Source organism: Pandoraea sp. PE-S2T-3, assembly GCF_002179965.1.
Taxonomy (GTDB): Bacteria; Pseudomonadota; Gammaproteobacteria; order Burkholderiales; family Burkholderiaceae; genus Pandoraea.
Genome location: NZ_NGUQ01000007.1, coordinates 259,118 through 285,719, shown reverse-complemented (window position 1 = coordinate 285,719; position 26,602 = coordinate 259,118). Strand labels below are relative to the sequence as shown.

Below are 26,602 nucleotides of genomic sequence, written 5' to 3'. Positions count from 1 at the left end.
TTCACCTTCACGGTGCTTCACAAATGGGTGATTTCCCGGTTTTGGCGGGTTGACCTGACCCATATGGATGCGGCAGGTGGGCGAAAGATGGAATTCAGTAAAGCAACAAGACCGGGATCATGGCTGCAAGCAAGACGTATTCCAAAAAATCGTCCCCCTATCAGAAATCATGGAAGTGCCCACCCCCACCACTCGGTCGATGTCGTCCACCGACCTGCGCAGAGCGCAGGGGAGGCGCGGTGAATCGATGCCTTCGCAGCGGCCCGATCAGGCGGCGTCCACCGCGCGATGCCTGTGTGACGCCATGCGCGATCGCTGGCACGCGGACGTCACGCTGCATCGTGATGCCATTTTTCTCGAAGCCTGCGACGGGGATGTCTGCGTCATCCGTCACACCGGCGGCACGCGGATCGAGCGTCGCATGGCGGACGTCGACGATATCCGTACCACGCTGGCGCTCGCACTGAACCCGGCATTGTGTCGCCGAGCGATGGTCTTCGGTGTCGCGGGAAAAACGTTGGTGTTGCACGGCTACGTGGCAGCACCGATGGACTTCGACGCCCGGGTAGCGGCCATTCGCCGTTTTCTCGTCGTGTCGACGCACATCAAGCGCGAGGTCCTGTCGACATGAATGACGATGGCTTTGCCTTCATCGTGCCGGCGCTTCGCGCGGAATTACCCGACGACGTTGGGACATTCTTTCAGGTGCGTTCACTGGCGGGCAGGGAGCCGTTCTGGATTCTGGAATACGTACACGGTCAACTGACGTTGATGGTCGCCGTGTCTGCCGACGCGCCGTTAGCGGATGTTCGCTACGGCGAGCGCAGCGTGGCCGGTGAGTGGTGGTTGTGCGGTCCCGCCCACTTTCGGTCGCGTCGGATGCAATTGATTCATGCCTGCGATGTGAGCCCTACAAGGGCCGCCATCGTGGCGTTGGTCGAGAGATTCCTTACCGGATCTCTCTGAAGGAGCTTCACCCTATGATTGAAATGAGCCGAGCGAATATTCCGTTGACCCCGTGGGTCGAAAAGACTGTCGAGAAAGGACGTGCCGCGGTCGAGACGTCAAGCTGTGCATCCGATATGGAGATAGGCATGGATGCCGTCACGCTGGACGCCGCCAACGACAGCAACAACAACGACGTGGTGGTCAAGCGCGAGCGTCGCCCATCGAACGTCGGGGCCCCGGTCTCCACGCGAGAGGTGCAGAGCGTGGCGAAGGCACTGGGAAAAGTGCTGATGAATCTTCGTGAAAAACTGCAAATCGCCGGAAGCGGTCGAGTGGAGCAGCAACTCGCGCAGCGATATGAGCGTCTGATGGCGCGCGATCCGCGACATGAGGCGGATGCGGTGGACATGATCGAGACCTATCGCTTCTTCCGTTCGATGCAGCATGCGTTGGAAAATGTTGGCGACCGTCAACAGGTCAAGGACGACGTTTTCACCAGTGCGTTGTACGTCAGCCGGGCGATGAAGTGGCAGTTCCGTGCCAGCGCGCACGAGGTCATCAAGGAGACGCTGGACAGCGCGCTGTACGAGCGCATGGCGACGATGACGCCGGGCTCGTCGACGTCGTGGTCCGCCACGTTGAACCTGCGCGCCGATGCGGTCCCCGGGATGCGGCTGGGTGCCGATCTCTCCTACGAGGCCGGCGTTGCGCTCACGCCGACGGAGTGGTTCGTCGACAGTACCGACCGGTCCGGCTCGCTTGCGGCGGATGCCGAGCTGCTGAGTTTCCTGTCGGTCAACTGCTCGGCGGGTGTGACGGCGTCCCGGGCCGATATCTATGCCTCCTTGTCAGACTACGTCGCCAGCGCCAGTCACAAGTTCAGGACCTGGCTCAACGAAGGACCCGTCGCGCTTTTGAGCCGGATTCGCGATCTGTTTTCGCTGTCGTCGGTGTATCCGAGCGATCAGGCACGTGCGGACATCAGCCGGCCGTTTCTCGATCACCACATGCGCAACATCGACGGGCAGTGTATCGACATCCATTCGCGCAAGCCGGAGCCGTCGCCGCTTGAGCAGCACCACACCATCTCCGGCACCGTGAGCATTGGCGCAGCGGTCGATCTGGTCGTATCGTCCAGCGTAGAGGCTTCCGCGAAAAAATTGTCAACCACAAAGCGGACGCGACTCGACATCATCGATCTTGCCCAGACACGACCCGATGCCGCGCGAAGCGTACTGAAGGGTGTCGTGCTCCGGCATGATGCGGGGTCGCTGATGCAGGCGCTGGCCGTCCACGTCGACAAGTCGAGTCTAGCGGTGACGGCGGAGATGATGACCGGTGTGAAGAGCAATGCCGTCAAAGCGATGGAGACGCACTCGCGGGCGTTGCTCCAGCAGTTCGGATTGCTCAAGATCGAGCATCGGCTGACGCCGCAGGAGGAAGCGAACTGCTTGGCGCTCATTGATGAGTTTCAGCGAATACTTCGCCCCAAGGCGCTGGCCACTCACGAGATAACCTGCCAGCAGGACAAGTGGCAGGCGGCACTGGATGTGAACGTGGGTTTCTGCCGGGAGTTGGCCAACGGCGGAGCGGTGCGGGTCACCTATGAAAAAGTGACGCGCGACGAAGACCCTTACTACTGCGGCAGCTTTCTCGAAATCAAAATCGCGGGCGCCCTCAATCTTGTCGGCGGGGCGGACGAAGCGCTCGAACTGGCCGGTGTGAGCCTCGGCGGTGCGTGGGACGTCACCAACATCGTCACGGCCGTCAAAGCGGGCGATATCACGTACGACGCGGGTCTCCAGACCACGCTGCGTTACAAGCTCAAGGAAAACGGTGCGGCGTTGCTGTACGCAACGACCGGCTCGGCGACGAACTATCGATCGAAGACGCGGGTGCCGTTCGCACCGGTCTCGGCGAGCATGACGACGACATCAACGTCGGTCATGGCCGAATCGCTGGTTTTCGGCAGCACCTGCCTCGACATACTGCTGCCCATTGCGAGAACGCGTCTGACGAGCATGGCGTACGGCGGCAGACCTTGGTGGGATGCCTTTGTCGAGCGACAGCGCGAGACCTTCGACAGGCTGTTCTTCAATATCGCAGACGGCGAGCCGGACAGTGCACTGCATGCGGACTTGCGACGCATCGTACAAGAAGTCCCGTCGACGGCACCGTTGCTCGAACGACTGCGCCTGTGCGCGCAGCAGATGGCGGACGCGCCCACACCGTCACGTCGCGAAAAGGCACACGCCGCGCTGGCCGACCTGTTCGTCGCCTATGCCAAGGGGGGCTACGGCGCGCAGGTCAAGAGCAACTGGGTGCATGCCTCGGACCGCAAGCGTGCGCGTGACGAGAGTCACGACGAAGTGACAGGCATGCCGCCGCGTCAAATGCCGCGCCTTGAGCCGTACCCGTTCAACCCGCAACTGAGGGCACCGTTGGCGCATGTTGGCTGAGTCACTGTGCGGCCGCCGACGCGGTGGAATCCGCGTCGGTCCTGTCAGACGTTGTGGGGGCTACGACGGGATGCGACGCTCGGCAGGAAGGGTGAGTTCTGGCGGGGAGGACCAGGTTTGCGCAGTGGGAGTCCCCGTCAACGGCTGGCGTAATGGGAGCGTCGTCGGGACCGGCGGACGGCGCGCTTGATTGACGGGTGACGGTGCAACCGTCCTTAACGTTGCTGTGCCGACGAAGCTCGACACCTTTGCCCGGCGTTCAGTCGTCGGCGAATCTAGTGGCACGTCGATGCGTGAGGTACTGGCTGACACGGGGGACTGGGCCGTCGTCTGTTGTGCCGCCGCTCGGGCGCCAGCGTCGCCGAAACGTATCGCCGCCATCGCAACATTGACCGATGTCTCAAACCTCATTCGGGCCGCGTTCGCCGCGGCTTTGGACTTTTCCAGCGGCGCTGCCGCCCGGCCGCCCGAACAACGCTTGATGAAGCTGCTCGCCTTGACTCCCTGAAACACCGCCTGCGCGTGATGCAAAAACTGCCGCCATCGGCTGGCGCGGTGCCACTCCCCGTCGGCCCCCACTTTCGGGAAACTCTGGATAAAGCGGCTTGCGCGCAACGTCTGCTCCGGGTGGAGGTAAAAACTGGTCCCCCCATAGGAGACGAATTTATCCGTCTCGGTCATGCCGATTCTTGTGTTTTCAGGAAGGGTCACGAACTCTCTGACGTCAGCATGTTGATACGGTTGGATGGATGGCATTGTGTAGTCTCCAATGAGAGCGAGGGGTATTCACCCCGCACCGGGCAAGGTCTGGGCGACGTCGATCAGCTCGCCGAAGGCGTCGGCAAGCGACACGCGATCGTGTCCTTCGAGCGGCATCTTCAGCCAACAATTCAGCTGTCCTTCGTCACTGATGGAGATCACGGGCTGATAGCGATCGGCACGCAGGTGATTGGCTTGCAGCGCGGCGATCATCGACTCGGTCGATGGCCGCTCGTTGATCTCGGCGAGCATGAACCACGACACGTGATCGATGGCGCCGAAATGCACGGACAACCGATCTTCCACGTCGAGACTCACGACCTCCTGATCGGGCTCGGGCGCGAAGGCCGGAAAGCCGATATGCAGCAACAGCTCGCCGACAACGTTATGAAAGGGGTGCAGGTTTTGCATCGTGAGGCGTCCTTGGCAGTGAGGGAGAATCGGTCGAAGGCAGGGCGAAACGCGATGTGGAAAACGCGGACGACATATCGGCGGCGGATGCGCGGCGATGGCGCATTCTGGCGAGCCGGGTGAGTTCCTGATATTGGGCGAAGGTCGGGTCGAACCTGAGCGTGCCGATGCGAATGTCTCTGAGCACGTTGTCCAGAGACGCATTGCCGCGCTCGAACAACGCCAACATGGCGAGCCACATACCCAGACGTGCGGTGCGATGGATGGCTTGCACGGCAAGGCATCGCGCCACCAGCGGCACGGTTTCGATACTGTAGAAACTGCTCCGGTGGGTATGCCGGGCCGGGGTTCCGATTCTGAGTCGTTCGGTGATCTGATGCAGATGCACCAGCGCTTCGGCGTGCACGATCGGGGTGGTATCTCGCGTCCATGCCTGCACCGCCGGAAACGTCACGATGTCGTCGCCTTGTGTGAGCGTAACGACACAAGTGCGCATGAAAATGCCATCCAGAGGACTGAGGTTTTGCGCGAGCACATAGGTCGAATACGCGATGTCGCCGAAGCGCCGGCTATCGCACGACAACGTCGGATAGTCGGCGTTGCGGGCCAGCAGTTCGCTATCCGAGGCCAGCGTGACCAGTACCGACGGCGGGTGCGTGAACCAGCGGTGCAAATACCGTTCGATGTCCGTCGATCTGGCGGGCTCGCGCCGCTCGGCCAGTACCCGGCCGGCGTGGCAAAGCGCCGGACTTTCACGCAAATGATTGCGCGGCCAGGTCTTGCCGCCCGAGGTGTGACGTACCGCTGACGCGGCAGGTCCGATTAACGAGGGTTCGATGGCAGTGGGCAGCATGGCGGATCTCCCGCACGCGAGGGTGTCGCGTGATGTGGTTCGTGCGTACTAAGGAACGGCGGGCCGGTCGGGGCGCCGCGGCAATTTCGGGATGACGGAATGACGGAATGACGGGATAGCGTGAGCGGGTGAACGAATTAGCGGTCTTTGAGCAACGGCAACCTGAGGTCGTCGGCAAATGCACTGATGACGTCGATCTGGTGGGTGGTGCCGATCAAATGAGGTGACCCCGTCAGGCGAATGTCGGTAATCACCTCCTCGACACTGACCTGCTGACGCTGGCCCGGCGATTCGGCGTACAGCGCGATGGCGGCAATGAGTACACCGGCAATGCCGTCGGTGTCGTCGAACACGATGACCGTGCCTGCGGTGGCGAGGCCGTCGGTTTTGTCGCGCGGGAGGGTATAAGCCGGCACATGCCGTGTGGCGTCTTCGATGAACTGAAGGGTTTGGATCACATACAGCTTGTCGGTGGCGACTTCCGGTGCGTGCCGATACGGGGCGTGCAGCACGGCGAAACCGACTTCCTGCGACGCCGACGTCAACGTGCGCGCGTAGACGCTGAAATCGGTCATGCACGTCGCCGCCGCGCTGGTGGCAATGTGACGGGTGTCGGTTCGGATCTGACCGGCGCGGCCATCGTTCAGGTGGAGAGCACACAGGCAATGTCCGGGCAACGTACTGTCTGGCACGAGGTGTGTCGTCACGTACACGACGACGCTCGGGCGCAGCGTCATCAGCAGTTCCAGATGGCGCTCGACGTCGGTGGGCTCGGGCGCCTGGCACGCCACGGCAACCACCCGGTGACCGACGTGTATGACGCTCGCCGGCAGCAGCGCACCGTTGCGCCCGCGAAGCACCGTTTGACGAGAGACCCAAAGCTTGCGGTCACGGCTCGTCGACATCTCGCGGTGAAACTGATCGCGATAGCGCGAGTTCCGATCAGTCAGCAGCTTGTACAGTCCGGTGACGCTTTGTGCCGACCCCATGCGCAGCTTGAGCTCCGTCGGTGCATCGTGTGGCAGGCAGCGCGCTGCGATTTCGATACGGCACAGACTGTCGTGACCGCGCCAGGTGAGTTGGCGTCCGATGCCCTGAAGCATCCGGTCTTTGAGGCTCGCGGTGGCGTTGCGCAGCAGCCAGACGAGCACGCGGGGTTGATTGAGCCGCATCGCGCGCGTGCTCTGAAACCAGCGGGCAAGGCAGCCTCGGAGGGCACGCGCGAGCGTGGTGGTGCGGCCCGACGGGCATGGACTGGCCCGTACGACGGGTTCGACAGGTACGAAGGGTGCCGGTGATTGGCATGGCAACTGCGCCGCCACGATCATTTCGTGCGCGCGTCGCCATTGCCGGGGATGGCGGTAGGCACTCCAACCGATGAGCAACATCAGATAGCCGTCACGGCTCACGCCGATCGTGGTGCGAGCGGGGTCTATCGCGTGACGGCAGATGAGACGGTGCAGACGCTCGGCTTCATGACGGGTCAGGGTCGCAGCGTTGATCTGCGTGTGGATCGAGGCCATGCGCCGGGTTTCCTCCAAAATCCAGAACGAGCATGGATCCATGGTCGTCGTCGCGCCGGAATGGCGCTTGCACGTTTGGCTCATCGCGCAGGCCGGCCCCGGCGGTGCGGACAACGCCGGACCCTCGGGGCCGGTGGACACTGCGCCGGATCAGAGGCCGCGGTTGGCGAGCATTTGCCTGAGCAGACCCGGATGCAATACGGACTGTTGCTGCAACTGTTCTACGAAGGTGAGGGGCTGATTCGTTTGCATGGCACGGGCGGCACGTGCAGCACGGACGGCGTTCTGGCTCGCTACCGAAAACGTGGCGCTGCGCACGATGTTCGGGCGTGGTTTGGGCACCGGCGGTGTCGACACCGCCGTGGTCACGTCGGGCAGTGCCGACACCGCTGTGGTCACGTTCGGCAGTGACGCGTTGCGCGGCATTGGCGTGGGGCGCTCGCGCGTTGCGGCGATCGAGACAGGCATCGCGCCCGGCGAACGACGTGGCGCCGGGACCGGAGCGCTAATGCCGGCCGCGCGAGCCCGTGCGGCTTCAACACCGTTACGCAGCGCCTCGCGATTCTCTTTCGGCGGCAGTGGCGGTGCACCCTCGGGGCCACGCGCGAGCTCGGTCATGATCTGGGGCAGCAGGCCCCAGTCAGCCTTGTTCGGCATCGGAGAGGTGCCAATGCTGCCGGCGCGGGATCGTGCGATCGGGGTGGTGGGTTTGGGCGTCGTCAACGTGGGTGCACTGGCGGAGCGGGGGCGGTGCGCCACCGACGACTTGCGTGCTTGCACGGGCGGCGCGGCATAAGACGAGCAATGCGTTCGCAATGTCATGATCAAGTCCCGCGTGGCGGCCTTGCTCAGACGGAGCGAATCTTGTTGGAGCGTCGATTTCGCGCTCTCGCTAAATTTGTTTTCCTTGAGAAATTTCAGCGCCCGATGCGTTTCCTTCGGATGCAGCAAGTACTGCATGCCCTTGTAGACCGTGAGCGAACCGTCTTTGCGGATGCCGATGCGAAGTTCTTGCGTATCGAAGGCCCCGGTTCTCAGGTACTCCAGCGTCGTGGATGATTGGGTAGCAACCGAATGCAGCGTATTTGACATGACGTAATTTCCTCTTCCAATGGGACGCACGCGCACGCTGTCCCGCGAGAGGCACCGGTGTTCCGGGAGCCGCTGGCAAAGGTTTCGCGCCGGGCCGTGCAGGATCAGATTTGGTTTTACGCGATGCGCCTACCAGCGACTCGCAGATAACGCTCATCGTCGGAGCGGTGAGCGGACGATGAAAAACAAACGGCAGAGCGAAGGCTCTGCCGTTGTTGTGGCGACACGTCGAGGAGGGTGTCGCCGGGTCGATGCGCAGGGGAAGTCGAGCGCCGTCAGCTCTGCATCAATCGCTTCTCGCGCGCGACACTCATCAGAATGCCCACGCCGAGACCGAGGGTCACGAGCGCCGTACCGCCGTAACTCATGAACGGCAGCGGCACGCCCACCACGGGCAGAATGCCGCTCACCATGCCCATGTTCACGAAGGCGTAGGTGAAGAAGATCATCGTTACCGATCCCGCGAGCAAGCGGCCAAACAGCGTGGCGCCCGACGCGGCGATCATCAGCCCGCGCGCGACCAGCAGCAGGTACAGCAGGATCAGCACGCCTTCGCCGATCAACCCGAACTCCTCGGCGAACACGGCGAAGATGAAGTCGGTGTGCTTCTCGGGAATGAATTCCAGATGAGCCTGCGTGCCCTTGAGCCAGCCTTTGCCCATGGTGCCGCCCGAGCCGATGGCGATCACCGACTGAATCGTGTGAAAGCCCTTGCCGAGCGGATCTGACGTCGGGTCGAGCAGAGTGCACACGCGGTGCTTCTGGTAGTCGTGCAGGATGTGCCACTCGACGTCGGGCTGACAAATCTTGTCTTCCAGCGCGAGGATCGTGCCGATGCCGATGATGCCGGCGATGAGCACCGGCAGAATCAGTTTCCACGACAACCCGGCCAGATAGATCACGTACAGCCCGGCGGCGGCCACGAGCAGGCCGGTCCCCAGGTCGGGCTGCTTGGCGATCAGGCCCACCGGCACGCCGAGCAGCGCGAGCGCGGCCAGGTAATCGAACCAGCGGATGTTGCCTTCACGCTTCTGGAAGTACCACGCAAGCATCAGCGGCATGGCGATCTTCATGATCTCGGACGGCTGGATCACCATGCCGACGTTCAGCCAGCGCTTCGCACCTTTCTTCGTCAGGCCGAACATGGCGACGGCAATGAGCAACGCCACCCCGGCCGTGTAGAGCGGCACGGCAAACTTCATCAGTGTCTGCGTGGGCATCATCGCGAGCACCCACATCAGGATGAAGGTCAGCACGATGTTGCGGATCTGGTCTTCGACGCGCCCGGGCACGTCGATGCTGGCGCTGTAGAGCGTGACGAGCCCCACGCACAGCAACAGGAACACGATCAGCGCGAGCGGCTTGTCGAAGGCGACGAACAGGCGCTTGACCTGTTCTTTCCACGTATGTTTGTCGAGCGCCATCATGGCGTTCCTCCTTGCGCGCTTTGTGCACGGATCGCTGCGCGATGGCGGGCCTCGTCGGCGACGGTCGGGCTCACGGCGGGCTGACGCTGCGGCGCGGGCGGTGCGGGTGGTGCTTTGAGCGGGTTTGCGGCACTCGGCGCTGAGGCTTTGCCATCCGCCGGGCGTGCCGCGCCTGCGACGGCTGCCGAGGCAACACCGGGTGCATTAGCCGGTGCAACGCGCGGGACTGTCGTGGTGGCCGGGCCGTAGCCCGCCGCCGCACGCAGCCCCAGTTCGGCGGCGCTGGCGGGCGGTGCATCCGGCGCAGCCGACACGCCCGCGACGCCGGACGCGGCGCCCGGTACCGATGCCCCGGCTTGCAGCGCGGCCGCTTCGGCGGCGCGCTCCTTCGGTTCGTCCACGAGGTAGTAGTCGAGCAGTCGGCGCGCCACCGGACCGGCCTGCGCGCCACCCCAGCCGGCGTTCTCCACGATCAGCGCGATGGCGATCTTCGGATTTTCGGCCGGTGCGAAAGCGATGAACAACGCGTGGTCGCGTTTGAACTCCGGAATCGCGTTGTGGTTGTACTTCTCGTTCTTGCCCAGCGAGTACACCTGCGCCGTACCGGTCTTGCCGCCGGCGTCGTACGGCGCGCCAGCGAATGCCTGACGGCCCGTACCTTCCTTGATCACGCCGACCATCGCGCGTTTGACGAAATCGATGTCGGCCTGCTTGTACGGCAGACGCGCGCTTTCGTGCGGCACGGTGAGTTGGCGCGAGTGCGACACCGGGTCTTCAACCGCCTTCACGAGGTGAGGCTTCATCACCACGCCGTCGTTGGCCAGCGTGGCGGTGGCATGGGCGAGTTGCAGAATCGTGAACGAGTTGTAGCCCTGACCGATGCCCAGACTGATCGTCTCGCCGTCGTACCATTTCTGCTGGGCAGCCGTCTTGTAGGCTTTGCGCTTCCACTCGGTCGAGGGCAGGATGCCGCGCGCTTCGCCTTCGATGTCGATGCCGGTCAGCTGGCCGAAGCCGAGCGGCTTCATGAAGTCGTGGATCGCGTTCACGCCGAGGTCGTGCGCGAGCATGTAGTAATAGGTGTCGTTCGACACCACGATCGAGCGGTACATGTCGATCCAGCCCTGACCGTTGCGCACGTCGTTGCGGAACGTGTGGTTGCCGAGCGTGAACGAACCCGTGTCCTGAAAGCCCCAGTTGGTCGTGCGCTTGCCCAGCGTCAGCGCTGCGAGCGCCATGAACGGCTTGTAGGTGGAGCCGATCGGGTACGTGCCGCGCAGCGGACGGTTGAGCAGCGGGCGGTCGGCCGAGTTGTTCAGGGCGTCCCAATTCTGTTGGTCGATGCCTTCGACGAACATGTTCGGATCGAAGCTCGGCGCAGAGACGAAGGCGAGCACGTCGCCGGTCTTCGGCTCGATCGCGACCACAGCACCGCGCCGTCCGGCAAACGCCTGCTCGGCGACCTGCTGGAGCTTGATGTCGATCGACAGCACCAGGTTGTCGCCGGGCGTGGCAGGCGTGCGCGAGATCGTGCGCACCGGCCGGCCGCCGGCGGTCACTTCAATTTCTTCGAAGCCGGTGATGCCGTGCAACTGCGTCTCGTAGCTCTGTTCCACGCCGATTTTGCCGACGTAGTCCGTGCCCTTGTAGTTGTTCACGTCGCGGCGGATGTCGTACTTCGCGCTGTCGCTGTCGTTCTCGTCGCTCATCGCCTCGATGCGCTGGCGATCGCGCAGCGAAATCCGGCCGATGTAGCCGATCACGTGCGCGGCGGTCTCGCCCAGCGGATATTGCCGGAACAGACGCGCATGCACGTCGACCCCGGGGAAGCGGAAACGTTGTGCGGTGAAGCGGGCGACTTCGTCGTCGGTCAGGCGCGTGCGGATCGGCAGGCTCTCGAAGCTCTTGCTGTCGTCCATGAGCTTCTTGAAGCGGGCGCGGTCGCGCGGCGTGATGTCGATCACGTCGGACAGATCGGTAATCAGATCTTCGAGCGGACGGCCGATCTTCGACGGCGTGATTTCCAGCGTATAGGCGGAGTAGTTGCGCGCGAGCACCACGCCGTTGCGGTCCATGATCACGCCGCGGTTGGGCACGATCGGCGCGAGCGAGACGCGGTTTTCGTCGGCTTGCAGGGCGTACTGATTGTGGCGGAAGACTTGCAGATAGACGAAGCGGACCGCGAGCAGGCTGAAGCAGATCAGCACGAAGAGCGCGGCCGCCGTCACCCGCAGGTGAAACGTCTGTAGTTGCTGCTGGGGATTCTTGAACTCGGTCATGCTGGCGGGTACGGGCGGGCCATGGTGGTGCGATCGTTCGGGTGCTGGCCCATCAGATCGGACGCGTGTCGTCGCGGTCGACGGCGCGCTTCTGAGGCGCCAGCAGCAGGATACTGATCACGGGCCAGAGCAGCGCTTCGACGAAGCTGGCGGCCAGCGGCCACCATCCCGGAAACGCAGCACCCGTGGCGAGCCGGATGATGAACGGCACCACGTGGGCAAGTAACAGCAACGGCAAGACAGTCAACGCCTGGCCGAGCAGCGTGAAAAACAGTACCCGGCGGTGGATCATGATAGCGCCGTACGACAGCAGCGTGTAAGCGAGCGCATGCTCACCCAGCAAGCCGGCGTTGTGCACGTCCATGAGCAGGCCGACGAGGAACGCGACGCCCATACCGACTTTGCGCGGCTGGTGGATGTTCCAGAACATCAGCACCAGCGCGACGAAGTCGGGCATGGCAGGGGCGTGGCCCCACGGCATCAGGTTGACCAGAAACGCCACCACGAGACTGAGCGCGATGAAGTACGGATTGACCGGCAGCAGGATGTATTGCGGTCGTGGCATGTCGATTCCTTAATGGCCTTTCTTGACGGCCGGCGCGCGCTTCGGATCCGCACGCGTGGCGCCCTTCTGGCCGGGCTTTTCACCGCTGGCCGACGGATCGGAGGCGCGCGCGAGATCGGCGGCGGCGTCCGGATGCAGGGCGAGCGGCGTGGTGTATTGCAGGACCAGCACCTGGCGCTGGCTGCGAAGGTTGGCGACCGGCTGGCACAGGATGCGCGCGAAGGCGGTGTCCGAGACGCGATCGACCTTGGTGATGCGGGCCACGGGCAGACCGGCCGGGTAGATGCCGTCCAGACCGCTGGTGGCGATCTCGTCGCCGACCTTCACGTCGGCCGACAGCGGGATGAAGCGCAGATCGAGCACGTCGCCGCGCAGGCCGCCGTAAATCACGCTGTGCACGCCGCTACGGGTGACCTGCACGGGCACGGCCTGTTCCTTGTCGGTCAGCAGCGTCACTTCGCTTTGCAGCAGGAACACCCGCGAGACCTGACCGAGCAGGCCCTGCTCGGTGACGACCGGCGCGCCAAGCTTCACGCCATGCTTCGTGCCGCGATCGATGACCACGCGCTGCGTGAACGGGTCACGCGTGTCGTATTCGATTTCGGCAGGAATGCTGGGCACCGGCAGGCGCTCGCGCAGCGTGAGCAACTGGCGCAGATGTTCGTTCTCGGCCACGAGCTGATTGTTGCGCTGGGCTTGTACCGCGAGCTCGAGGTTCTTCTCGCGCAGTGTGCCGTTTTCGGTCGTGAGCTGGTTTTCCGTCGAGAAGAAGCCTGCGACGTTCAGGATGGCATCGCGCGGCAGCAGCATCATGCGCTGCACGGGATAGAGGGCGGTACCGACGACAGTGCGCACTCGCTCAAGCGTGTTGTAGTGCGAGTCGACCACGAGCAGGCCGATGGCGAGCGCGACAAAACAGATCAGCCGGGCCAACGCCGACGGACCCTGTTTGAACAGTGGCGGCGGACTGTACTGCATGGTGGGCCCTTCAGGGGAGCACGCGCAGCAAGGCGCTGCGGTGCGCGAATGGTGTCAGTCGGGCGCGACCGGGCGGCATGGCAATGCCCCCCGTGCGCGTATGAGTGCAGCGTAGCCCGTCCGGTCTGGCGGGGTGTGGATGGTGTTGCCCCACCGCGCCGGACGACGGACCACGCACGTTGGCTTACTCGTAGGAGAAGATGCTGCCGAGCTTGTCCATACGCTCGAGCGCCATGCCCGAGCCACGCACCACGCACGTGAGCGGGTCTTCGGCGACGAGCACCGGCAGACCGGTTTCTTCGGCGAGCAGGCGATCCAGGTCACGCAGCAGTGCGCCACCACCCGTGAGCATCATGCCGCGCTCGGCGATGTCGGCGCCCAGTTCCGGCGGCGTCTGTTCGAGGGCGATCTTCACCGACGACACGATCTGGTTCAGCGGATCGGTCAGGGCTTCGAGAATTTCGTTGCTGGAAATCGTGAAGGCGCGCGGAATGCCTTCCGACAGGTTGCGGCCCTTGACTTCCATTTCCTTGACTTCCGAACCCGGGAAAGCCGAACCGATCTCCTTCTTGATCGCTTCCGCCGTCTGTTCGCCGATCAGCATGCCGTAGTTGCGGCGGATGTAATTGACGATGGCTTCGTCGAACTTGTCGCCACCGACGCGGACCGAACCCTTGTAGACGATACCGCCCAGCGAGATAACGCCGACTTCGGTCGTGCCGCCGCCGATGTCGACGACCATCGAGCCCGTGGCTTCCGAGACCGGCAGACCGGCACCGATGGCGGCAGCCATCGGCTCTTCAATGAGATACACCTGCGAGGCGCCGGCACCGTGTGCGGCTTCCTTGATGGCGCGGCGCTCGACCTGGGTCGAACCGCACGGTACGCAAATGATGATGCGGGGCGAAGGCGAGAACAGGCGCGATTCGTGCGCCATCTTGATGAACTGCTTGATCATCTGTTCAGTGACCGTGAAGTCGGCGATAACGCCATCCTTCATCGGGCGGATCGCCTCGATGTTGCCCGGTACTTTGCCAAGCATCTGCTTGGCTTCCTTACCGACGGCCTGAATCGTCTTCTTACCGCTCGGGCCACCTTCCTGACGAATAGCAACGACTGACGGTTCGTCGAGGACGACGCCCTTGCCGCGCATATAGATCAGAGTGTTTGCCGTGCCGAGGTCGATGGCCAGGTCGTTGGAGAAATAGCTGCGAAGAAAACCGAACATGCAAAATCCTGTGTTTGCGTGAGACCGCCCCAAGGGATGTGACTGGGACGGCTGCCTGTCATCTGGGTTCCGGACTGTTCGCAAAAAAATCGCCAGGCGCCACGCGGCGGCTCGCGAATCGTGCGGACAAACCGAGGAATGCTGTGCCGGCAGGAGGCGGGGCTGCCTTCGTAAATTCGTCGCGTCAGGGTCATCCACTGGACTGCGCGATCGTCTGTCACGCCCCCCGGACTTGCCGTGGCCCACCTGCGCGACAGCGGCGAAGGGTGCAAAAACACGCTTCGACGCAAATTTAATGCGCAATGATACCTTATAATTTCGCAGGTTTTGCAGGAAAAACGAGCACGTTGACACCACATTCGGCTCCCCCGGCCCTCGCGCCGAAAGCCCCGTGGCACGGTGTGCCAGCCCTCCTGCGCAGCCCGGTGCACGGAGTAAAACCGCGCGTGATCGCCAAAGCGAGCGCGCATTCTCCGCATCCTGTCCCTAATTTCGGCGTCAGGCCTGCATCCGGCTGCTCTCCAATGCGCATTTTTTCGGGATTTCTTCATGGCTTTGAATCTCTCCGACGTCAAACGCATCGCCCATCTCGCACGTCTGGAGCTGGCGGATGACGAGGCGGCTCACATGGAAAAGGAGCTCAACGGCTTCTTCGCGCTCGTCGAGCAGATGCAGTCGGTCGACACGACAGGCGTCGCTCCCCTCGCGCATCCCATCGAGCAAATTCAAGCAGTTGCCCAACGACTGCGTACCGATGCCGTGACCGAAGTGGTCGATCGCGACGCGAATCAGCGTCCGGCACCTGCGGTTCAGGACGGCCTTTATCTGGTGCCGAAGGTCATCGAGTGACGACCGCCGCGCGCCGGTGCGCCGGGTAGTCCGGTCACCGCGCGACACGCTGCGGCGCGCGGGTGTTACCCACCCATCGTGCTCCGTCACTCCCTCATGTGCTCTATTGCCGCCACCATGGAACAAGATCTGATTCATTTGCAGGACCTGCGCGCTGCGCTCGACGCCAAGCGCGTGTCGAGCGTCGAGCTCACGCAACACTATCTGTCGCGCATCGCCGACGCCGCCGACCTCAATGCCTTCGTGCAGGTCGATGCCGAGGCCAGCCTCGCGCAGGCCCGTGCCGCCGATGCGCGCATCGCCGCCGGCGAGGGTGCCAACCGTCCGCTGCTGGGCATTCCCGTGGCGCACAAGGACGTGTTCGTCACGCGCGGCTGGCGCAGCACCGCCGGCTCGCGCATGCTCGAAAACTACGTCAGCCCGTATGACGCTGCCGTGGTCGAGCGTCTGCTCGATGCCGGCATGGTCACGCTCGGCAAGACCAATATGGACGAGTTCGCGATGGGCTCGTCGAACGAAAACTCGTACTTCGGCCCGGTGAAAAACCCGTGGGACAAGCGCGCCGTTCCCGGTGGCTCGTCGGGTGGCTCGGCCGCCGCCGTGGCGGCACGCCTCGCGCCCGTGGCCACGGGCACGGACACCGGCGGCTCGATTCGCCAGCCGGCCGCGTTCTGCGGTGTGACCGGCATCAAGCCGACGTATGGCCGCGTGTCGCGTTACGGCATGATCGCCTTCGCGTCGTCGCTCGATCAGGGCGGCCCGTTCGGCCATAGCGCCGCAGACTGCGCGTGGATGCTCAACGGCATGGCCGGTTTCGACGCGCGTGATTCCACCAGTCTGGAGCGCGCCGACGAGGACTTCGCCCGCGGTCTGGGCAAGCCGCTCGACGGCGCCACCGCCGACAAGCCGCTCGCCGGTCTGCGTATCGGTCTGCCGGCTGAGTACTTCGGTGAAGGGCTCGACGCCGACGTGCGCGAAGCCATCGACAACGCGCTGGTCGAATTCGAGAAGCTCGGTGCCGTGCGCGTGCCGGTGACGTTGCCGAAGACCGAGCTGTCGATTCCCGTTTATTACGTACTCGCCCCGGCGGAAGCCTCGTCGAACCTGTCGCGCTTCGATGGCGTGCGTTTCGGCCATCGCGCGGCCGAGTACGGCGATCTGCTCGACATGTACAAGAAGTCGCGTGCCGAAGGCTTCGGCACCGAAGTGAAGCGCCGCATTCTGGTGGGCGCGTATGTGCTCTCGCATGGCTACTACGACGCGTACTACCTGCAAGCGCAGAAGATTCGCCGCCTGATCGCGCAGGACTTCCAGAACGCATTTGCCCAGTGCGACGTGATCATGGGCCCGGTGGCGCCGTCGGTCGCGTGGAACCTCGGTGAGAAGAGCGCCGACCCGGTGCAGATGTATCTGGCCGATATCTACACGCTGTCGGTGAGTCTGGCCGGTCTGCCGGGCATGAGCCTGCCGGTGGGACAGGGCCGCGAATCGCGTCCGGTCGGTCTGCAAATGATCGGCAACTACTTCGACGAAGCCCGCCTGCTGCAAGTGGCCGACGCGTTCCAGCGCGCGACCGACTGGCACAAGCGCGCGCCGGCAGGCGTATAACGATGGCCCGCCAGCGCGTTGTGAGCGTCGTGAGCGTCGTGACTTCGCAGGCCCGCCGTTGGGCGGCATTGGCCGGGTTGGCCGCGACCGTGCTCACGCTCGCGTCGTGCAGCCTGCCGTTCAGCCGCCCTACGCCAATTGCGTACCGCGAAATCAATCTGTCGGGCTATTGCTCGCAGACGGATGAAGACGGTTTTCGCGAGCAGGCGACGTTGAAGGTGTCGGCCAATCAAGTGCAGGCCCTCGACTGGCGCTTGTGGGTGGGCCAGCGCGGCAGTTGCCACTTCAATCTGGCGGACTTCCACCAGACGCAGTCGCGCCCGAGTATCGAGTTGCGCGCCAACAGCGGCAGTTGCAAGCTGCTGATCTGGCAAGACCCGGGCAACGTGACGATCGGCCACGCGAACTGCGAGGCGTATTGCACGGCGGGCGTCTACGAGAATGCGTGGCCGGTGAGTTTCGATCCGCATTCGGGCGTTTGCGCGGCGGACACGCGTCGGTAATTTGACGAACAGGCGGGGCGTTACCCGGGGACATCGCGCAGGGCGATACCGGTGACGAACCCGCAGCAAGGGCAGGGCGAGCGCGCCGTGCCGACAAGTTGAGACAGGGTGAACCTTATGCAATGGGAAGTCGTTATTGGTCTGGAGACGCACGCACAGCTCTCCACCGCTTCCAAGATTTTCTCGGGCGCATCGACGCAGTTCGGCGCGGCCCCCAACACGCAGGCGTGTCCGGTGGACCTGGCGCTGCCGGGCGTGCTGCCCGTGCTCAATCGCGGCGCCGTCGAGCGTGCGATCGAGTTCGGTCTCGCCATCGGGTCGACCATCGCGTCGCGCAGCATCTTCGCGCGCAAGAATTACTTCTACCCCGATCTGCCGAAGGGCTACCAGATCAGCCAGTACGAGATTCCGGTGGTGCAGGGCGGCTCGCTGAAGATTCAGGTCGAAGCCGACGCTCGCACGGGGCGTGAAGCCTACGAGAAAGTGGTGACGCTCACGCGTGCTCACCTGGAGGAAGACGCCGGCAAGTCGCTGCACGAAGACTTTGCGGGTATGACGGGCATCGATCTGAACCGCGCCGGTACGCCGTTGCTGGAGATCGTGACCGAGCCGGAAATGCGCAGCGCGGCGGAAGCCGTGGCGTATGCCAAGGCGCTGCACGGTCTGGTGGTGTGGCTGGGTATTTGCGACGGCAACATGCAGGAAGGCTCGTTCCGCTGCGACGCCAACGTATCGGTGCGCCCGGTCGGTCAGAAGGAATTCGGCACGCGCGCCGAGATCAAGAACCTGAACTCGTTCCGGTTCCTCGAAGAGGCGATTCAGTACGAAGTGCGCCGTCAGATCGAGCTGATTGAAGACGGCGGCAAAGTCGTGCAGGAAACGCGTCTGTATGACCCGGACAAGAAGGAAACACGTTCGATGCGCAGCAAGGAAGACGCGCACGACTATCGCTACTTCCCGGACCCGGACCTGATGCCGCTCGTGATCGATGCCGAATGGATCGAACGTGTGCGTGCCGGGCTGCCTGAACTGCCGGCCGGCATGCAAGTGCGCTTTGTCGAGCAATACGGCCTGTCGGATTACGACGCCGCCGTGCTTACGCAATCGAAGGCGCAGGCGGGTTACTTCGAAGCCGTGGTGGCCAAGGCCGGTGCGGCCAGCGCCAAGCCGGCCGCGAACTGGATCATGGGCGAGCTGTCGTCGCTGCTCAACCGCGAAGACATCGGTATCGATGCCAGCCCGGTCTCGGCCGCGCAGTTGGCTGGTTTGCTGGCACGTATCGCCGACAACACGATCTCGAACAAGATCGCCAAGGAAGTCTTCCAACTGATGTGGGAAGAGCGCGCCACCGACGACGGTGCAGCCGATCGCCTCATCGAAGCGAAGGGCCTGAAGCAGATCACCGACACCGGCGCGATCGAGAAGATCATCGACGAAGTGCTGGCGGCCAACGCCAAGTCGGTGGAGGAATTCCGGGCCGGTAAGGAAAAGGCGTTCAACGCCCTGGTCGGTCAGGCGATGAAGGCCACCAAGGGCAAGGCCAACCCGGCGCAAGTCAACGAGTTGCTCAAGAAGAAGCTGGGCGCCTGAATGAGTGCCTGAATGAGCGTCTGAATTTCAGCGCATCACGCGAAAAGCGCGGCAGCCGGTACGGTGCCGCGCTTTTGCGTTGACGGTCCAACTCCCGCCCCCCCCCCCGCCTTATCTGCCCGCGTGATTCGCTTATATCGGGCTTTTTTTCTCCCCTCCGCAAATTGCGCGATACTGCCACTCTGGCGCCCCAAGGGCGTGCGCTTGTCACGAAGGAGTTGGCGATGTTCGAGAAATACCGCGTACCGTTTGGCAAGAAGCTCGACCTGTCGGACTACGATCCGGCCGACAAACCGTTCTCGGGCGATAGCAAGGACGACGACAAGGAGCGGTTGGCGGAACTCGCCGCCAAGCTCGACGAGTTGCAGACCATCCTGCATGCCAACAGCAAGCACCGGGTGCTGCTCGTGCTGCAAGGCATGGACACCAGCGGCAAGGACGGCACCATTCGCGCCGTGTTCCAGAACGTGGACCCGCTGGGCATTCGCGTGGCCAACTTCAAGTCACCCACGCCCATTGAGCTGGCGCGCGACTTCCTCTGGCGCGTGCACATGGTGGTGCCCGCCGCGGGCGAGCTGGCCATCTTCAATCGCAGCCACTACGAAGACGTGCTGATCACGCGCGTGCACGACTGGATCGATGCCGACGAGTGCAAGCGCCGCTACACCCACATCAACAATTTCGAACAACTGCTGGTCGATAACAACACGACCATCATCAAGTGCTTCCTGCATATCTCGAACGAGGAGCAGCGCAAGCGCTTGCAGGAGCGTATCGACGACCCGAACAAGCACTGGAAATTCGAGCTGGGCGACCTCAAGGAGCGCAGCTTCTGGCCGCAATACACCAAGGCGTACGAAGCGGCTTTATCGGCGACCTCGACGGAAAATGCGCCGTGGTATATCGTGCCTTCCGACTCGAAACGCCACCGTAACCTGATGGTGGCAGAGTTGCTGGTGCAAGCACTGACTGACCTCAAGTTGTCCTATCCACCGGCAAGACCCGAATTGACGGGCATGAAGGTGGAATGAAACCTTGCAGGGTCGGGGTCGAATAGCGAAACAAGTGGTGTTGAGGTGACGTGAGCGGCCGTGGGAAACCACGGCCGTTTTAATAGAAGAAACCGGCGCAGCCGGACGGGCGGGGGCCTGTCGTGCTGAATGGGCGTATCGAACCTGTCGAATAGATCGAACAGGTCGAACGGATCGCGCCGCATGGGGAAACGGGGAAGAAGATGAGTGACGAGAACGCCCGCCGGCCATTGCCGGTGGCGGGGGACAAGGCTGCCGCCCATCAACCGCAGGCCGGCCACGGTGCGGCCACGGCAAGCGAAACGGCTTCGGGCGGCAAATCGGGTAACACATCGGGTAACAAGCGCCCCCGCCGTTGGGTGATCGCCGTCCTGGCGGTCGTGGTGGTGGCAGGGGCCGGGGCTTGGCTGCGCTCGCGCGGCGCCGAGAAGCCGGTCAAGGCGGCGCTCGCCCCGTCGGTGACGGCGGCCACGGTCGACGTACGTGACGTGCCCGTGCGGCTGGTGGCAAACGGTACGGTCACCGCGCGCCAGACCATCGAAGTGCGCCCGCAGATCTCCAGCATCATCCGTCAGGTGCATATCAAGGAAGGCGACTCCGTCAAGGCCGGGCAACTGCTGTTCTCGCTCGACGCCCGCATGGACGAGGCCAACCTCAAGAAGGTGCAGGCACAACTCACCAAGGACGAAGCCGATCTGGCCAACGCACGCCGCACGCTGGCACGCACGAAGCAGTTGATCGCCGAACACTTCGTCTCGCAAAGCGCGCTCGACACGGCGCAAAGCGGCGTCGACAGCCTCACCGCGCAGGTCGCGGCCGACCGTGCAGCCATCTCGGCCAGTCAGGTCGCGGTCGACTACAACCAGATTCGCGCGGGGATCGACGGCCGTACCGGTGCCATCAACGTGCACCCGGGCAGTCTCGTGACGCCGGGCGGCGCGGCGCTCGTGACCATTACCCAACTCGATCCGATCGACATCAGCTTCACGCTGCCGGAAGGTGCACTGGCCGAATTGCAGGCGGCGCGCGCCGGTGGCCCGGTGGCGGTGACCGCCACGCTGGGCACGACGGGGATGACGGCGACCGGCCAACTCAGCTTCATCGACAACGCGGTGGACTCGCAGACCGGCACGATTCGCCTGAAGGCGGCGTACGACAACCGCGACGCGAAGTTGTGGCCGGGGATGTATCTGAACATCGCCGTGATCGGCCGCATTCTGAAGCAGGCCAGCGTGGTGCCGCCGCAAGCGGTGCAGACCGGCCCGGACGGCAAGTTCGTCTATGTGATCGGTGCCGACGGGAAGGTGAGCGCAAAGCCGGTGAAGGTCGGCTACGTGGAAGCGAAGCTCGCGGTCGTCGAAGGCGTGCCCGCAGGCGCACGCGTGGTGCAGGAGGGCGCGGAGAACCTGCGGCCCGGTAACAAGGTGACGGTGGTCGCATCGCGCGAAGGTGGCGACGCGACGCCGCAGACGACGCCGACGAAGGATGCGACGAAGGCCGCCGCTGCCGGTGGCGAAGCCGCGAGCGCCAGAGCGAACACGGCAGCAACCGCCACGTCGGCCGAAGTGCGTACCGCTGACGCCACCTCGCCGAAGAGCACGCCATGAACCTCTCCGAACTATGTATCCGCCGGCCGGTGATGACGATTCTGCTGTGTGTGGCAGCGGTCGTCGCCGGGTTGATCGCTTACGGACAGATTCCGATCTCGGCCTTGCCGAGCTACAACTCGCCGGTGATTCAGGTCACCGCGACGCTGCCCGGGGCGAGTCCGGAGACGATGGCGGCGTCCGTTGCGGCGCCGATGGAAAAACAGTTCTCGACGATTGCGGGCGTCGCGGTCATCAGTTCGACCAATACGCAGGGCACGACCTCGATCATCATCGAATTCGATAGCGACCGCGATATCGACGCCGCCGCCGTCGACGTGCAGGCCGCGCTCTTCCGTGCGCAGCGAAAGCTGCCGGTAGAGATGACCACACCGCCGTCGTATCGCAAGGTGAACCCGGCCGACGCGCCGATTCTCTTCCTCGCGATGAATTCGCCGTCGATGTCGCTGGCCGAACTCGACGATTACGCCGAAAACCTCGTCTCGCCCACGCTCTCCACGCTGCCCGGCGTCGCGCAGGTGCTGATCTTCGGGCAGAAACGCTTTGCCGTGCGCGTGAAGGCGCGTCCCGATGCGCTCGCCGCCCGCAAGCTCACACTTGACGATGTGGCCCGCGCGCTGGCCTCGGCCAACGCCAACAGCCCCGTGGGGACGCTCGACGGCAGCCGCCAGACGCTGACCATCGAAGCCAACCGCCAGATGACCAAGGCCGACCAGTTCGCGAACCTGATCATTGCGAGCGTGAACGGCAGCCCGGTCTACCTGCGCGATGTGGCCGAAGTGCAAGACAGCGTCGAATCGGTCAAGACCGGCAGCTGGGTCAATGGCGAGCGCTCGATCGTGCTGGCCGTGCTGCGCCAGCCCAATGCGAACACGGTGGCGACGGTCGATCAGGTCAAGGCCGCGCTGCCGCGTCTGGCCGAGCAGATGCCGCAGTCGATTCAGGTCAAGTTGCTCAACGACCGTTCGGTGTCGATTCGCGAATCCATCGACGACGTGCAGTTCACGCTGGGGCTCACGGTGATTCTGGTCACGCTCGTGATCTTCCTGTTCCTGCGCCGGCTGGCCGCCACGATGATCCCGGTGATGTCGCTGCCGGTGTCGCTGATCGGCACGGTCGCGCTCATGAAGGGCATGGGGTATTCCATCGACAACATCTCGCTGCTGGGCATCACGCTGGCGGTGGGGCTGGTGGTGGACGACGCCATCGTGATGCTCGAGAACATCGTGCGTCACATCGAGAACGGCGTGCCGCCGCTGCGCGCGGCACTCGTCGGTTCGCGCGAGATGGGCTTCACGATTCTCTCGATCTCGATTTCGCTGGTGGCCGTGTTCATCCCGATCTTCTTCATGCCGGGGGTGATCGGGCTGATGTTCCACGAGTTCGCGGTGGTAGTGTCGCTGGCGATTCTGGTGTCCGCCGCTGTATCGCTCACGCTGATTCCGATGCTGTGCAGCCGCTATCTGAAGCACGAGCAGAGCGAAGGCTTGGGGTTGCGCGCCACGCAATGGTTTGAAGACGGTTTCGTGTGGGTGCAGGACCGCTACGTTCGCAGCGTGGATTGGTGTCTGGCGAATCGCAAGTGGGTGATGGGCGCGGCGGGGGCGACGTTTGTCGCGACCGGGGTGCTGTTCGCCACGATTCCGAAGGGCTTTTTCCCGAGCGAAGACATCGGTCAGATTCAGGTGACGGCCGAAGGTGCGCAGGATATCTCGTTCACGGCCATGTCGACGTTGCTGCGTCAGGCGGGCGACATCGTTCGCGCGAATCCCGCTGTGGATACGGCGATCGTGTCGGCCAGCGACAGCAATCAGGGCCGCATGTTCATCAACCTGAAGCCGCACGGCGAGCGCCCGCATATGAGCGAGGTGCTCGAGACGCTGCGGCGCGACGTCAAGCAGGTGCCGGGGCTGAACGTGTACTTCAACCCGGTGCAGAACCTGCAACTGGGCGGCAAGCAGAGCAAGAGCCGCTATCAGTACGTGATGCAGAGCGTGAAGCCGGGCGAGATGCAGGTGTGGTCGGACAAGCTGATGAACCTGATGCGTGCCGACCCGATCTTCCGCGACGTGACGACCGACGCGCAGATGAAGGGCCTGCAAGCGCAGCTCACCATCGATCGCGACAAGGCGAACACGCTGGGCGTGGCGATTGGTGACATTCGCAGCGCGTTGTATAGCGCGTTCGGCGAGCGGCAGGTGTCGACGATCTACACGCCGAGCGACAGCTATCAGGTGATTCTGCAAGCGGCGGATAACGACCGTCGCGACGAAGGCGCTTTCGACAAGATCTACGTGCGAGGCAAGGGTGGTGCACTGGTGCCGCTGTCGGCAGTGGCGACGGTAGAACGCAAGATGGGGCCGGTGTCGGTCAACCACCAAGGGCAGTTGCAGGCGGTCACGCTGTCGTTCAATCTTGCGCCGGGGGCGGCGCTGGGCGATGCGTCGAAGAAGATCGTCGGCTTCCAGCGTCAACTCGGTTTCCCCCCGAGCATCATCACGAGCTGGGGCGGCGATGCGGCGGCGTTCCAGGCGTCGCAGTCGAGTCAGGTGGTGTTGCTGGTGGGCGCGTTGCTGGTGATTTACGTGCTGCTTGGTGTGCTCTACGAGAGCTACATCCATCCGCTCACGATTCTGGCGGGCTTGCCGTCGGCAGCGGTCGGCGCGTTGTTGACGCTGCGGCTCTTCGGCATGGATCTGTCGCTGATTGCGGTGATCGGTATCTTGATGCTCATCGGCATCGTGAAGAAGAACGCCATCATGATGATCGACTTCGCCCTCGATGCGCAGCGAAACGGCGGCATGACGCCCGATCAGGCGATCCGGCAGGCGTGCGCGCTGCGCTTCCGGCCGATCATGATGACCACGCTGGCGGCGCTGATGGGCGCGCTGCCGATCGCGTTGGGCTTGGGGGCGGGCGCGGAATTGCGTCAGCCGCTGGGGCTGGCGGTGGTCGGTGGCTTGTTGTTCTCGCAGGTGATTACGCTGTACATCACGCCGGTGATTTATCTCTATCTCGACCGGTTTGCCGGGAAGGGGCCGCTGGTGCTGCCGGGGGATCGGGCGGCGAACGATGGCGGCGGCGATGGCAGCGATGCCGATACCGATGCCGATACCGGACATGGCGTGGCGCGAGCCGAGCATGCCGAGCGTCAGGCGGCGGGCGCGCACTGACGCTCTGAAGTTCGACGGTTAAAGATGGCGGCAGGTGGCGCGACGTTGTCGTGTGATCTGCCGCCATTTTTGTTGACGACGTTGTGAGTTGCATTCGAACGGCATCGGAAATTTCATCAGTAGTGCGAAGACAGGCCATGCAACGTGGCTTGTGAAACCGCTGAATCGGGGCGAAAACGCCTTCCGCCGCGAATACTCGTTCTGCGGTTGGTTCGATTCCTAATGTCGTCGAATTCGACTTGACGACTTTCCCCACGCCTCTCGCTGTCTCGCCTAGATCGGGCGGGAGAACGCGACGATTCAGGTCGCTTCGGCCGAGTGACATCCCCTATCGGAAACCGCATGTGAATGGGCGTTTTCACGCCTGTGCGGATTGTCAATTTGCTAAAGACGCGGTCTGCACCCGACAACGCGGCGAATCGCCTTCAGGCATAAATCGGCCCTGTCGTTGCGAAGGCGAATTCTGCGGCGCTTCGAATCTTTCCCCTCTCAATAACTTCTGATCTCGGACGAGGACTTATGGCTATGCAAGTGAATGCAGGTGCGCTCGCACAATTCAAAACGAAGATGACGCAGCGCCTGAACAAGCGCCGTCAACGCGGCGTGACGCTGGTGGAACTGGCGGTCGCCGTGGCGGTGATGGGGTTGATCATGGCCGGGGCGATGGTAGGGGTGCCGAGACTGATGGCCAGCGTGAAGCTGACGCAGGAGCTCAAGGACTGGCAGATGGCCTCGCTGGCGGTGCAGAACGCGGTAGCGACGGGGCGTCTCGTTGCGACGGGTACGAATCAAGCAGACATTGTCTCTGCCGGTGTGATGGACGGGTTCAACAGAAGCGGCACGGATATATTGAATCGATTCGGTGGCGCTGTAACAGTGCAGGGCGTGGCGGGAGGTAGTGGCACGTTTCCGTCGAGCGGCATACAAGTGACGTCAGCGGGTTATCCGACGGAGCAATGCCGGGAGTTCGCGGCAAAAATGATGCCTACCTTTGCGACGCTCTCGATCAACGGAACGCCCGTTAAAGGGCCCGCCATCACACTTGCCGATTCGATGACGTTGGCTAACGCGCGTTGCGAGTTGACCACCGATAACTCAGGTACTACCCCGGCTGACACCCCAGCGACCCGAGCCGATCTTGAGTTCACCCTGGCGGGCTGAGCACCGCATTTTCTCAGACAAGAATTGGAGGCAAGAGAGCATGAGCCGTCCCAAGCTTGACTTCGTAGTCTTGTCGGCGCTTTCGGTGTTCGGATCGACGGTCGTGGTGGCGCACGAGGAAGTGCCGTCTACTTCGATCGCAGCGTCGCTCCCGATTCACCGGCCGTTGGTGGCAACCGCCCGTCTCGCGGCGCTGCCGTTACCCGCATTGACAGTCGATGCGCGTGATGCGGTTGCTCGAACTCGCGACACGCCAGTGGATAACGACACGCTCCCAGCCGGCGGGCTTGCGGGTCCTCTCGAGAAATTGCTCGCCATACAACCCTCCGACGGCCGTGTTTCGCAAGCCATCAAGCGTTACGCCGAGGCCAACGGCTGGCAACTCGCATGGGAAATCGAACGCGATTTCCCTATCGAGTATCCCGCGACGTTCACGGGTGATTTCCTCGGCATCATCGAGCAGGTGGTGCTGTCGCTGCAAAACAGCGACGCACCGATTCGCGTGAAAGTCTACGAGGCCAATCGCGTGCTGCGCGTCGTGCACGCCACGCAATAACG

General features: G+C 63.4%; 22 protein-coding genes. 12 read left to right on the top strand and 10 right to left on the bottom strand.

The window, feature by feature from the left end; all coding sequences use genetic code 11:
* Positions 1-169 precede the first annotated feature (169 nt).
* The 3 genes from CDV46_RS03365 to CDV46_RS03355 all read left to right on the top strand — a co-directional run bounded on the left by CDV46_RS03365 (position 170) and on the right by CDV46_RS03355 (position 3,407).
* Positions 170-631 (top strand): hypothetical protein, encoded by a 462-nt coding sequence (locus tag CDV46_RS03365; RefSeq protein WP_140413284.1) that lies wholly within the window; start codon positions 170-172, stop codon positions 629-631.
* Positions 628-966 carry a hypothetical protein gene (locus CDV46_RS03360; RefSeq protein WP_087721791.1) on the top strand — a complete coding sequence of 113 codons (339 nt, stop codon included), beginning with the start codon at positions 628-630 and terminating at the stop codon, positions 964-966. The genes CDV46_RS03365 and CDV46_RS03360 overlap by 4 nt, the downstream gene beginning before the upstream one ends.
* A gap of 128 nt (positions 967-1,094) precedes the next feature.
* Positions 1,095-3,407 carry a hypothetical protein gene (locus tag CDV46_RS03355; RefSeq protein ID WP_087721790.1) on the top strand — a complete coding sequence of 771 codons (2,313 nt, stop codon included), beginning with the start codon at positions 1,095-1,097 and terminating at the stop codon, positions 3,405-3,407.
* Positions 3,408-3,467: 60 nt separating this feature from the next.
* Here CDV46_RS03355 and CDV46_RS03350 read toward each other — a convergent pair whose 3' ends face one another.
* The 10 genes from CDV46_RS03350 to CDV46_RS03305 form a co-directional block, all read right to left on the bottom strand.
* Positions 3,468-4,163 (bottom strand): hypothetical protein, encoded by a 696-nt coding sequence (locus CDV46_RS03350; protein WP_087721789.1) that lies wholly within the window; start codon positions 4,161-4,163, stop codon positions 3,468-3,470.
* A 30-nt stretch (positions 4,164-4,193) separates the two neighbouring features.
* Positions 4,194-4,577 carry a CesT family type III secretion system chaperone gene (locus CDV46_RS03345; protein WP_176398993.1) on the bottom strand — a complete coding sequence of 128 codons (384 nt, stop codon included), beginning with the start codon at positions 4,575-4,577 and terminating at the stop codon, positions 4,194-4,196.
* Entirely contained in the window at positions 4,552-5,430 is an 879-nt protein-coding gene (locus CDV46_RS27030; RefSeq protein ID WP_176398992.1) for a hypothetical protein, read from the bottom strand. Before CDV46_RS27030 ends, CDV46_RS03345 begins: the two co-directional genes overlap by 26 nt.
* Positions 5,431-5,567: 137 nt before the next feature.
* A complete protein-coding gene (locus CDV46_RS03335) occupies positions 5,568-6,953 on the bottom strand; it encodes a hypothetical protein (protein ID WP_087721786.1) in 1,386 nt (461 codons plus the stop codon).
* Positions 6,954-7,103: 150 nt separating this feature from the next.
* Positions 7,104-8,045 carry a hypothetical protein gene (locus tag CDV46_RS03330; protein WP_087721785.1) on the bottom strand — a complete coding sequence of 314 codons (942 nt, stop codon included), beginning with the start codon at positions 8,043-8,045 and terminating at the stop codon, positions 7,104-7,106.
* Positions 8,046-8,320: 275 nt separating this feature from the next.
* Positions 8,321-9,469, bottom strand: coding sequence for a rod shape-determining protein RodA (gene rodA, locus CDV46_RS03325; protein ID WP_087690811.1), 1,149 nt, complete (start codon positions 9,467-9,469; stop codon positions 8,321-8,323).
* Positions 9,469-11,751 (bottom strand): penicillin-binding protein 2, encoded by a 2,283-nt coding sequence (gene mrdA, locus CDV46_RS03320; protein WP_087721784.1) that lies wholly within the window; start codon positions 11,749-11,751, stop codon positions 9,469-9,471. Before mrdA ends, rodA begins: the two co-directional genes overlap by 1 nt.
* A gap of 52 nt (positions 11,752-11,803) precedes the next feature.
* Entirely contained in the window at positions 11,804-12,316 is a 513-nt protein-coding gene (gene mreD / locus CDV46_RS03315) for a rod shape-determining protein MreD (protein ID WP_058376794.1), read from the bottom strand.
* Positions 12,317-12,325: 9 nt separating this feature from the next.
* Positions 12,326-13,294, bottom strand: coding sequence for a rod shape-determining protein MreC (gene mreC / locus CDV46_RS03310; RefSeq protein ID WP_058376795.1), 969 nt, complete (start codon positions 13,292-13,294; stop codon positions 12,326-12,328).
* Between the two features lie 184 nt (positions 13,295-13,478).
* Positions 13,479-14,522: a rod shape-determining protein gene (locus tag CDV46_RS03305; protein WP_010805637.1), complete on the bottom strand. Its 1,044-nt coding sequence runs from the start codon at positions 14,520-14,522 to the stop codon at positions 13,479-13,481.
* Positions 14,523-15,071: 549 nt separating this feature from the next.
* Between CDV46_RS03305 and gatC the strand changes: the two genes are divergently transcribed.
* From gatC to CDV46_RS03260, 9 genes are all read left to right on the top strand, one after another.
* Positions 15,072-15,371, top strand: a complete 300-nt coding sequence (gene gatC, locus CDV46_RS03300) for an Asp-tRNA(Asn)/Glu-tRNA(Gln) amidotransferase subunit GatC (protein WP_058376796.1) — start codon at positions 15,072-15,074, stop codon at positions 15,369-15,371.
* A 117-nt stretch (positions 15,372-15,488) separates the two neighbouring features.
* Entirely contained in the window at positions 15,489-16,979 is a 1,491-nt protein-coding gene (gene gatA, locus CDV46_RS03295; protein WP_087721783.1) for an Asp-tRNA(Asn)/Glu-tRNA(Gln) amidotransferase subunit GatA, read from the top strand.
* A gap of 2 nt (positions 16,980-16,981) precedes the next feature.
* Positions 16,982-17,482: a hypothetical protein gene (locus tag CDV46_RS03290; RefSeq protein ID WP_087690388.1), complete on the top strand. Its 501-nt coding sequence runs from the start codon at positions 16,982-16,984 to the stop codon at positions 17,480-17,482.
* 117 nt (positions 17,483-17,599) lie between these two features.
* The gene (gene gatB, locus CDV46_RS03285) at positions 17,600-19,072 is read left to right on the top strand and encodes an Asp-tRNA(Asn)/Glu-tRNA(Gln) amidotransferase subunit GatB (protein ID WP_087690386.1); all 1,473 of its coding nucleotides are present in this window, start codon (positions 17,600-17,602) and stop codon (positions 19,070-19,072) included.
* A 224-nt stretch (positions 19,073-19,296) separates the two neighbouring features.
* Positions 19,297-20,103: a polyphosphate kinase 2 family protein gene (locus CDV46_RS03280; protein ID WP_058376798.1), complete on the top strand. Its 807-nt coding sequence runs from the start codon at positions 19,297-19,299 to the stop codon at positions 20,101-20,103.
* A gap of 203 nt (positions 20,104-20,306) precedes the next feature.
* The gene (locus tag CDV46_RS03275) at positions 20,307-21,710 is read left to right on the top strand and encodes an efflux RND transporter periplasmic adaptor subunit (protein WP_087690384.1); all 1,404 of its coding nucleotides are present in this window, start codon (positions 20,307-20,309) and stop codon (positions 21,708-21,710) included.
* On the top strand, positions 21,707-24,883 hold the full coding sequence (locus tag CDV46_RS03270; RefSeq protein WP_087721782.1) for an efflux RND transporter permease subunit: 3,177 nt from the start codon (positions 21,707-21,709) through the stop codon (positions 24,881-24,883). The genes CDV46_RS03275 and CDV46_RS03270 overlap by 4 nt, the downstream gene beginning before the upstream one ends.
* Positions 24,884-25,402: 519 nt before the next feature.
* Positions 25,403-26,044 (top strand): type II secretion system protein, encoded by a 642-nt coding sequence (locus CDV46_RS03265; RefSeq protein WP_087721781.1) that lies wholly within the window; start codon positions 25,403-25,405, stop codon positions 26,042-26,044.
* 40 nt (positions 26,045-26,084) lie between these two features.
* The gene (locus CDV46_RS03260; RefSeq protein ID WP_087721780.1) at positions 26,085-26,600 is read left to right on the top strand and encodes a toxin co-regulated pilus biosynthesis Q family protein; all 516 of its coding nucleotides are present in this window, start codon (positions 26,085-26,087) and stop codon (positions 26,598-26,600) included.
* The last annotated feature ends 2 nt before the right edge of the window (positions 26,601-26,602 follow it).

Excerpts from the sequence above, each read along its gene's own strand:
- CDV46_RS03365 (WP_140413284.1), top strand. The coding sequence starts at position 170 with ATGGAAGTGCCCACCCCCACCACTCGGTCGATGTCGTCCACCGACCTG.
- CDV46_RS03360 (WP_087721791.1), top strand. The coding sequence starts at position 628 with ATGAATGACGATGGCTTTGCCTTCATCGTGCCGGCGCTTCGCGCGGAA.
- CDV46_RS03355 (WP_087721790.1), top strand. The coding sequence starts at position 1,095 with ATGGATGCCGTCACGCTGGACGCCGCCAACGACAGCAACAACAACGAC.
- CDV46_RS03350 (WP_087721789.1), bottom strand. The coding sequence starts at position 4,163 with ATGCCATCCATCCAACCGTATCAACATGCTGACGTCAGAGAGTTCGTG.
- CDV46_RS03345 (WP_176398993.1), bottom strand. The coding sequence starts at position 4,577 with ATGCAAAACCTGCACCCCTTTCATAACGTTGTCGGCGAGCTGTTGCTG.
- CDV46_RS27030 (WP_176398992.1), bottom strand. The coding sequence starts at position 5,430 with ATGCTGCCCACTGCCATCGAACCCTCGTTAATCGGACCTGCCGCGTCA.
- CDV46_RS03335 (WP_087721786.1), bottom strand. The coding sequence starts at position 6,953 with ATGGCCTCGATCCACACGCAGATCAACGCTGCGACCCTGACCCGTCAT.
- CDV46_RS03330 (WP_087721785.1), bottom strand. The coding sequence starts at position 8,045 with ATGTCAAATACGCTGCATTCGGTTGCTACCCAATCATCCACGACGCTG.
- rodA (WP_087690811.1), bottom strand. The coding sequence starts at position 9,469 with ATGGCGCTCGACAAACATACGTGGAAAGAACAGGTCAAGCGCCTGTTC.
- mrdA (WP_087721784.1), bottom strand. The coding sequence starts at position 11,751 with ATGACCGAGTTCAAGAATCCCCAGCAGCAACTACAGACGTTTCACCTG.
- mreD (WP_058376794.1), bottom strand. The coding sequence starts at position 12,316 with ATGCCACGACCGCAATACATCCTGCTGCCGGTCAATCCGTACTTCATC.
- mreC (WP_058376795.1), bottom strand. The coding sequence starts at position 13,294 with ATGCAGTACAGTCCGCCGCCACTGTTCAAACAGGGTCCGTCGGCGTTG.
- CDV46_RS03305 (WP_010805637.1), bottom strand. The coding sequence starts at position 14,522 with ATGTTCGGTTTTCTTCGCAGCTATTTCTCCAACGACCTGGCCATCGAC.
- gatC (WP_058376796.1), top strand. The coding sequence starts at position 15,072 with ATGGCTTTGAATCTCTCCGACGTCAAACGCATCGCCCATCTCGCACGT.
- gatA (WP_087721783.1), top strand. The coding sequence starts at position 15,489 with ATGGAACAAGATCTGATTCATTTGCAGGACCTGCGCGCTGCGCTCGAC.
- CDV46_RS03290 (WP_087690388.1), top strand. The coding sequence starts at position 16,982 with ATGGCCCGCCAGCGCGTTGTGAGCGTCGTGAGCGTCGTGACTTCGCAG.
- gatB (WP_087690386.1), top strand. The coding sequence starts at position 17,600 with ATGCAATGGGAAGTCGTTATTGGTCTGGAGACGCACGCACAGCTCTCC.
- CDV46_RS03280 (WP_058376798.1), top strand. The coding sequence starts at position 19,297 with ATGTTCGAGAAATACCGCGTACCGTTTGGCAAGAAGCTCGACCTGTCG.
- CDV46_RS03275 (WP_087690384.1), top strand. The coding sequence starts at position 20,307 with ATGAGTGACGAGAACGCCCGCCGGCCATTGCCGGTGGCGGGGGACAAG.
- CDV46_RS03270 (WP_087721782.1), top strand. The coding sequence starts at position 21,707 with ATGAACCTCTCCGAACTATGTATCCGCCGGCCGGTGATGACGATTCTG.
- CDV46_RS03265 (WP_087721781.1), top strand. The coding sequence starts at position 25,403 with ATGGCTATGCAAGTGAATGCAGGTGCGCTCGCACAATTCAAAACGAAG.
- CDV46_RS03260 (WP_087721780.1), top strand. The coding sequence starts at position 26,085 with ATGAGCCGTCCCAAGCTTGACTTCGTAGTCTTGTCGGCGCTTTCGGTG.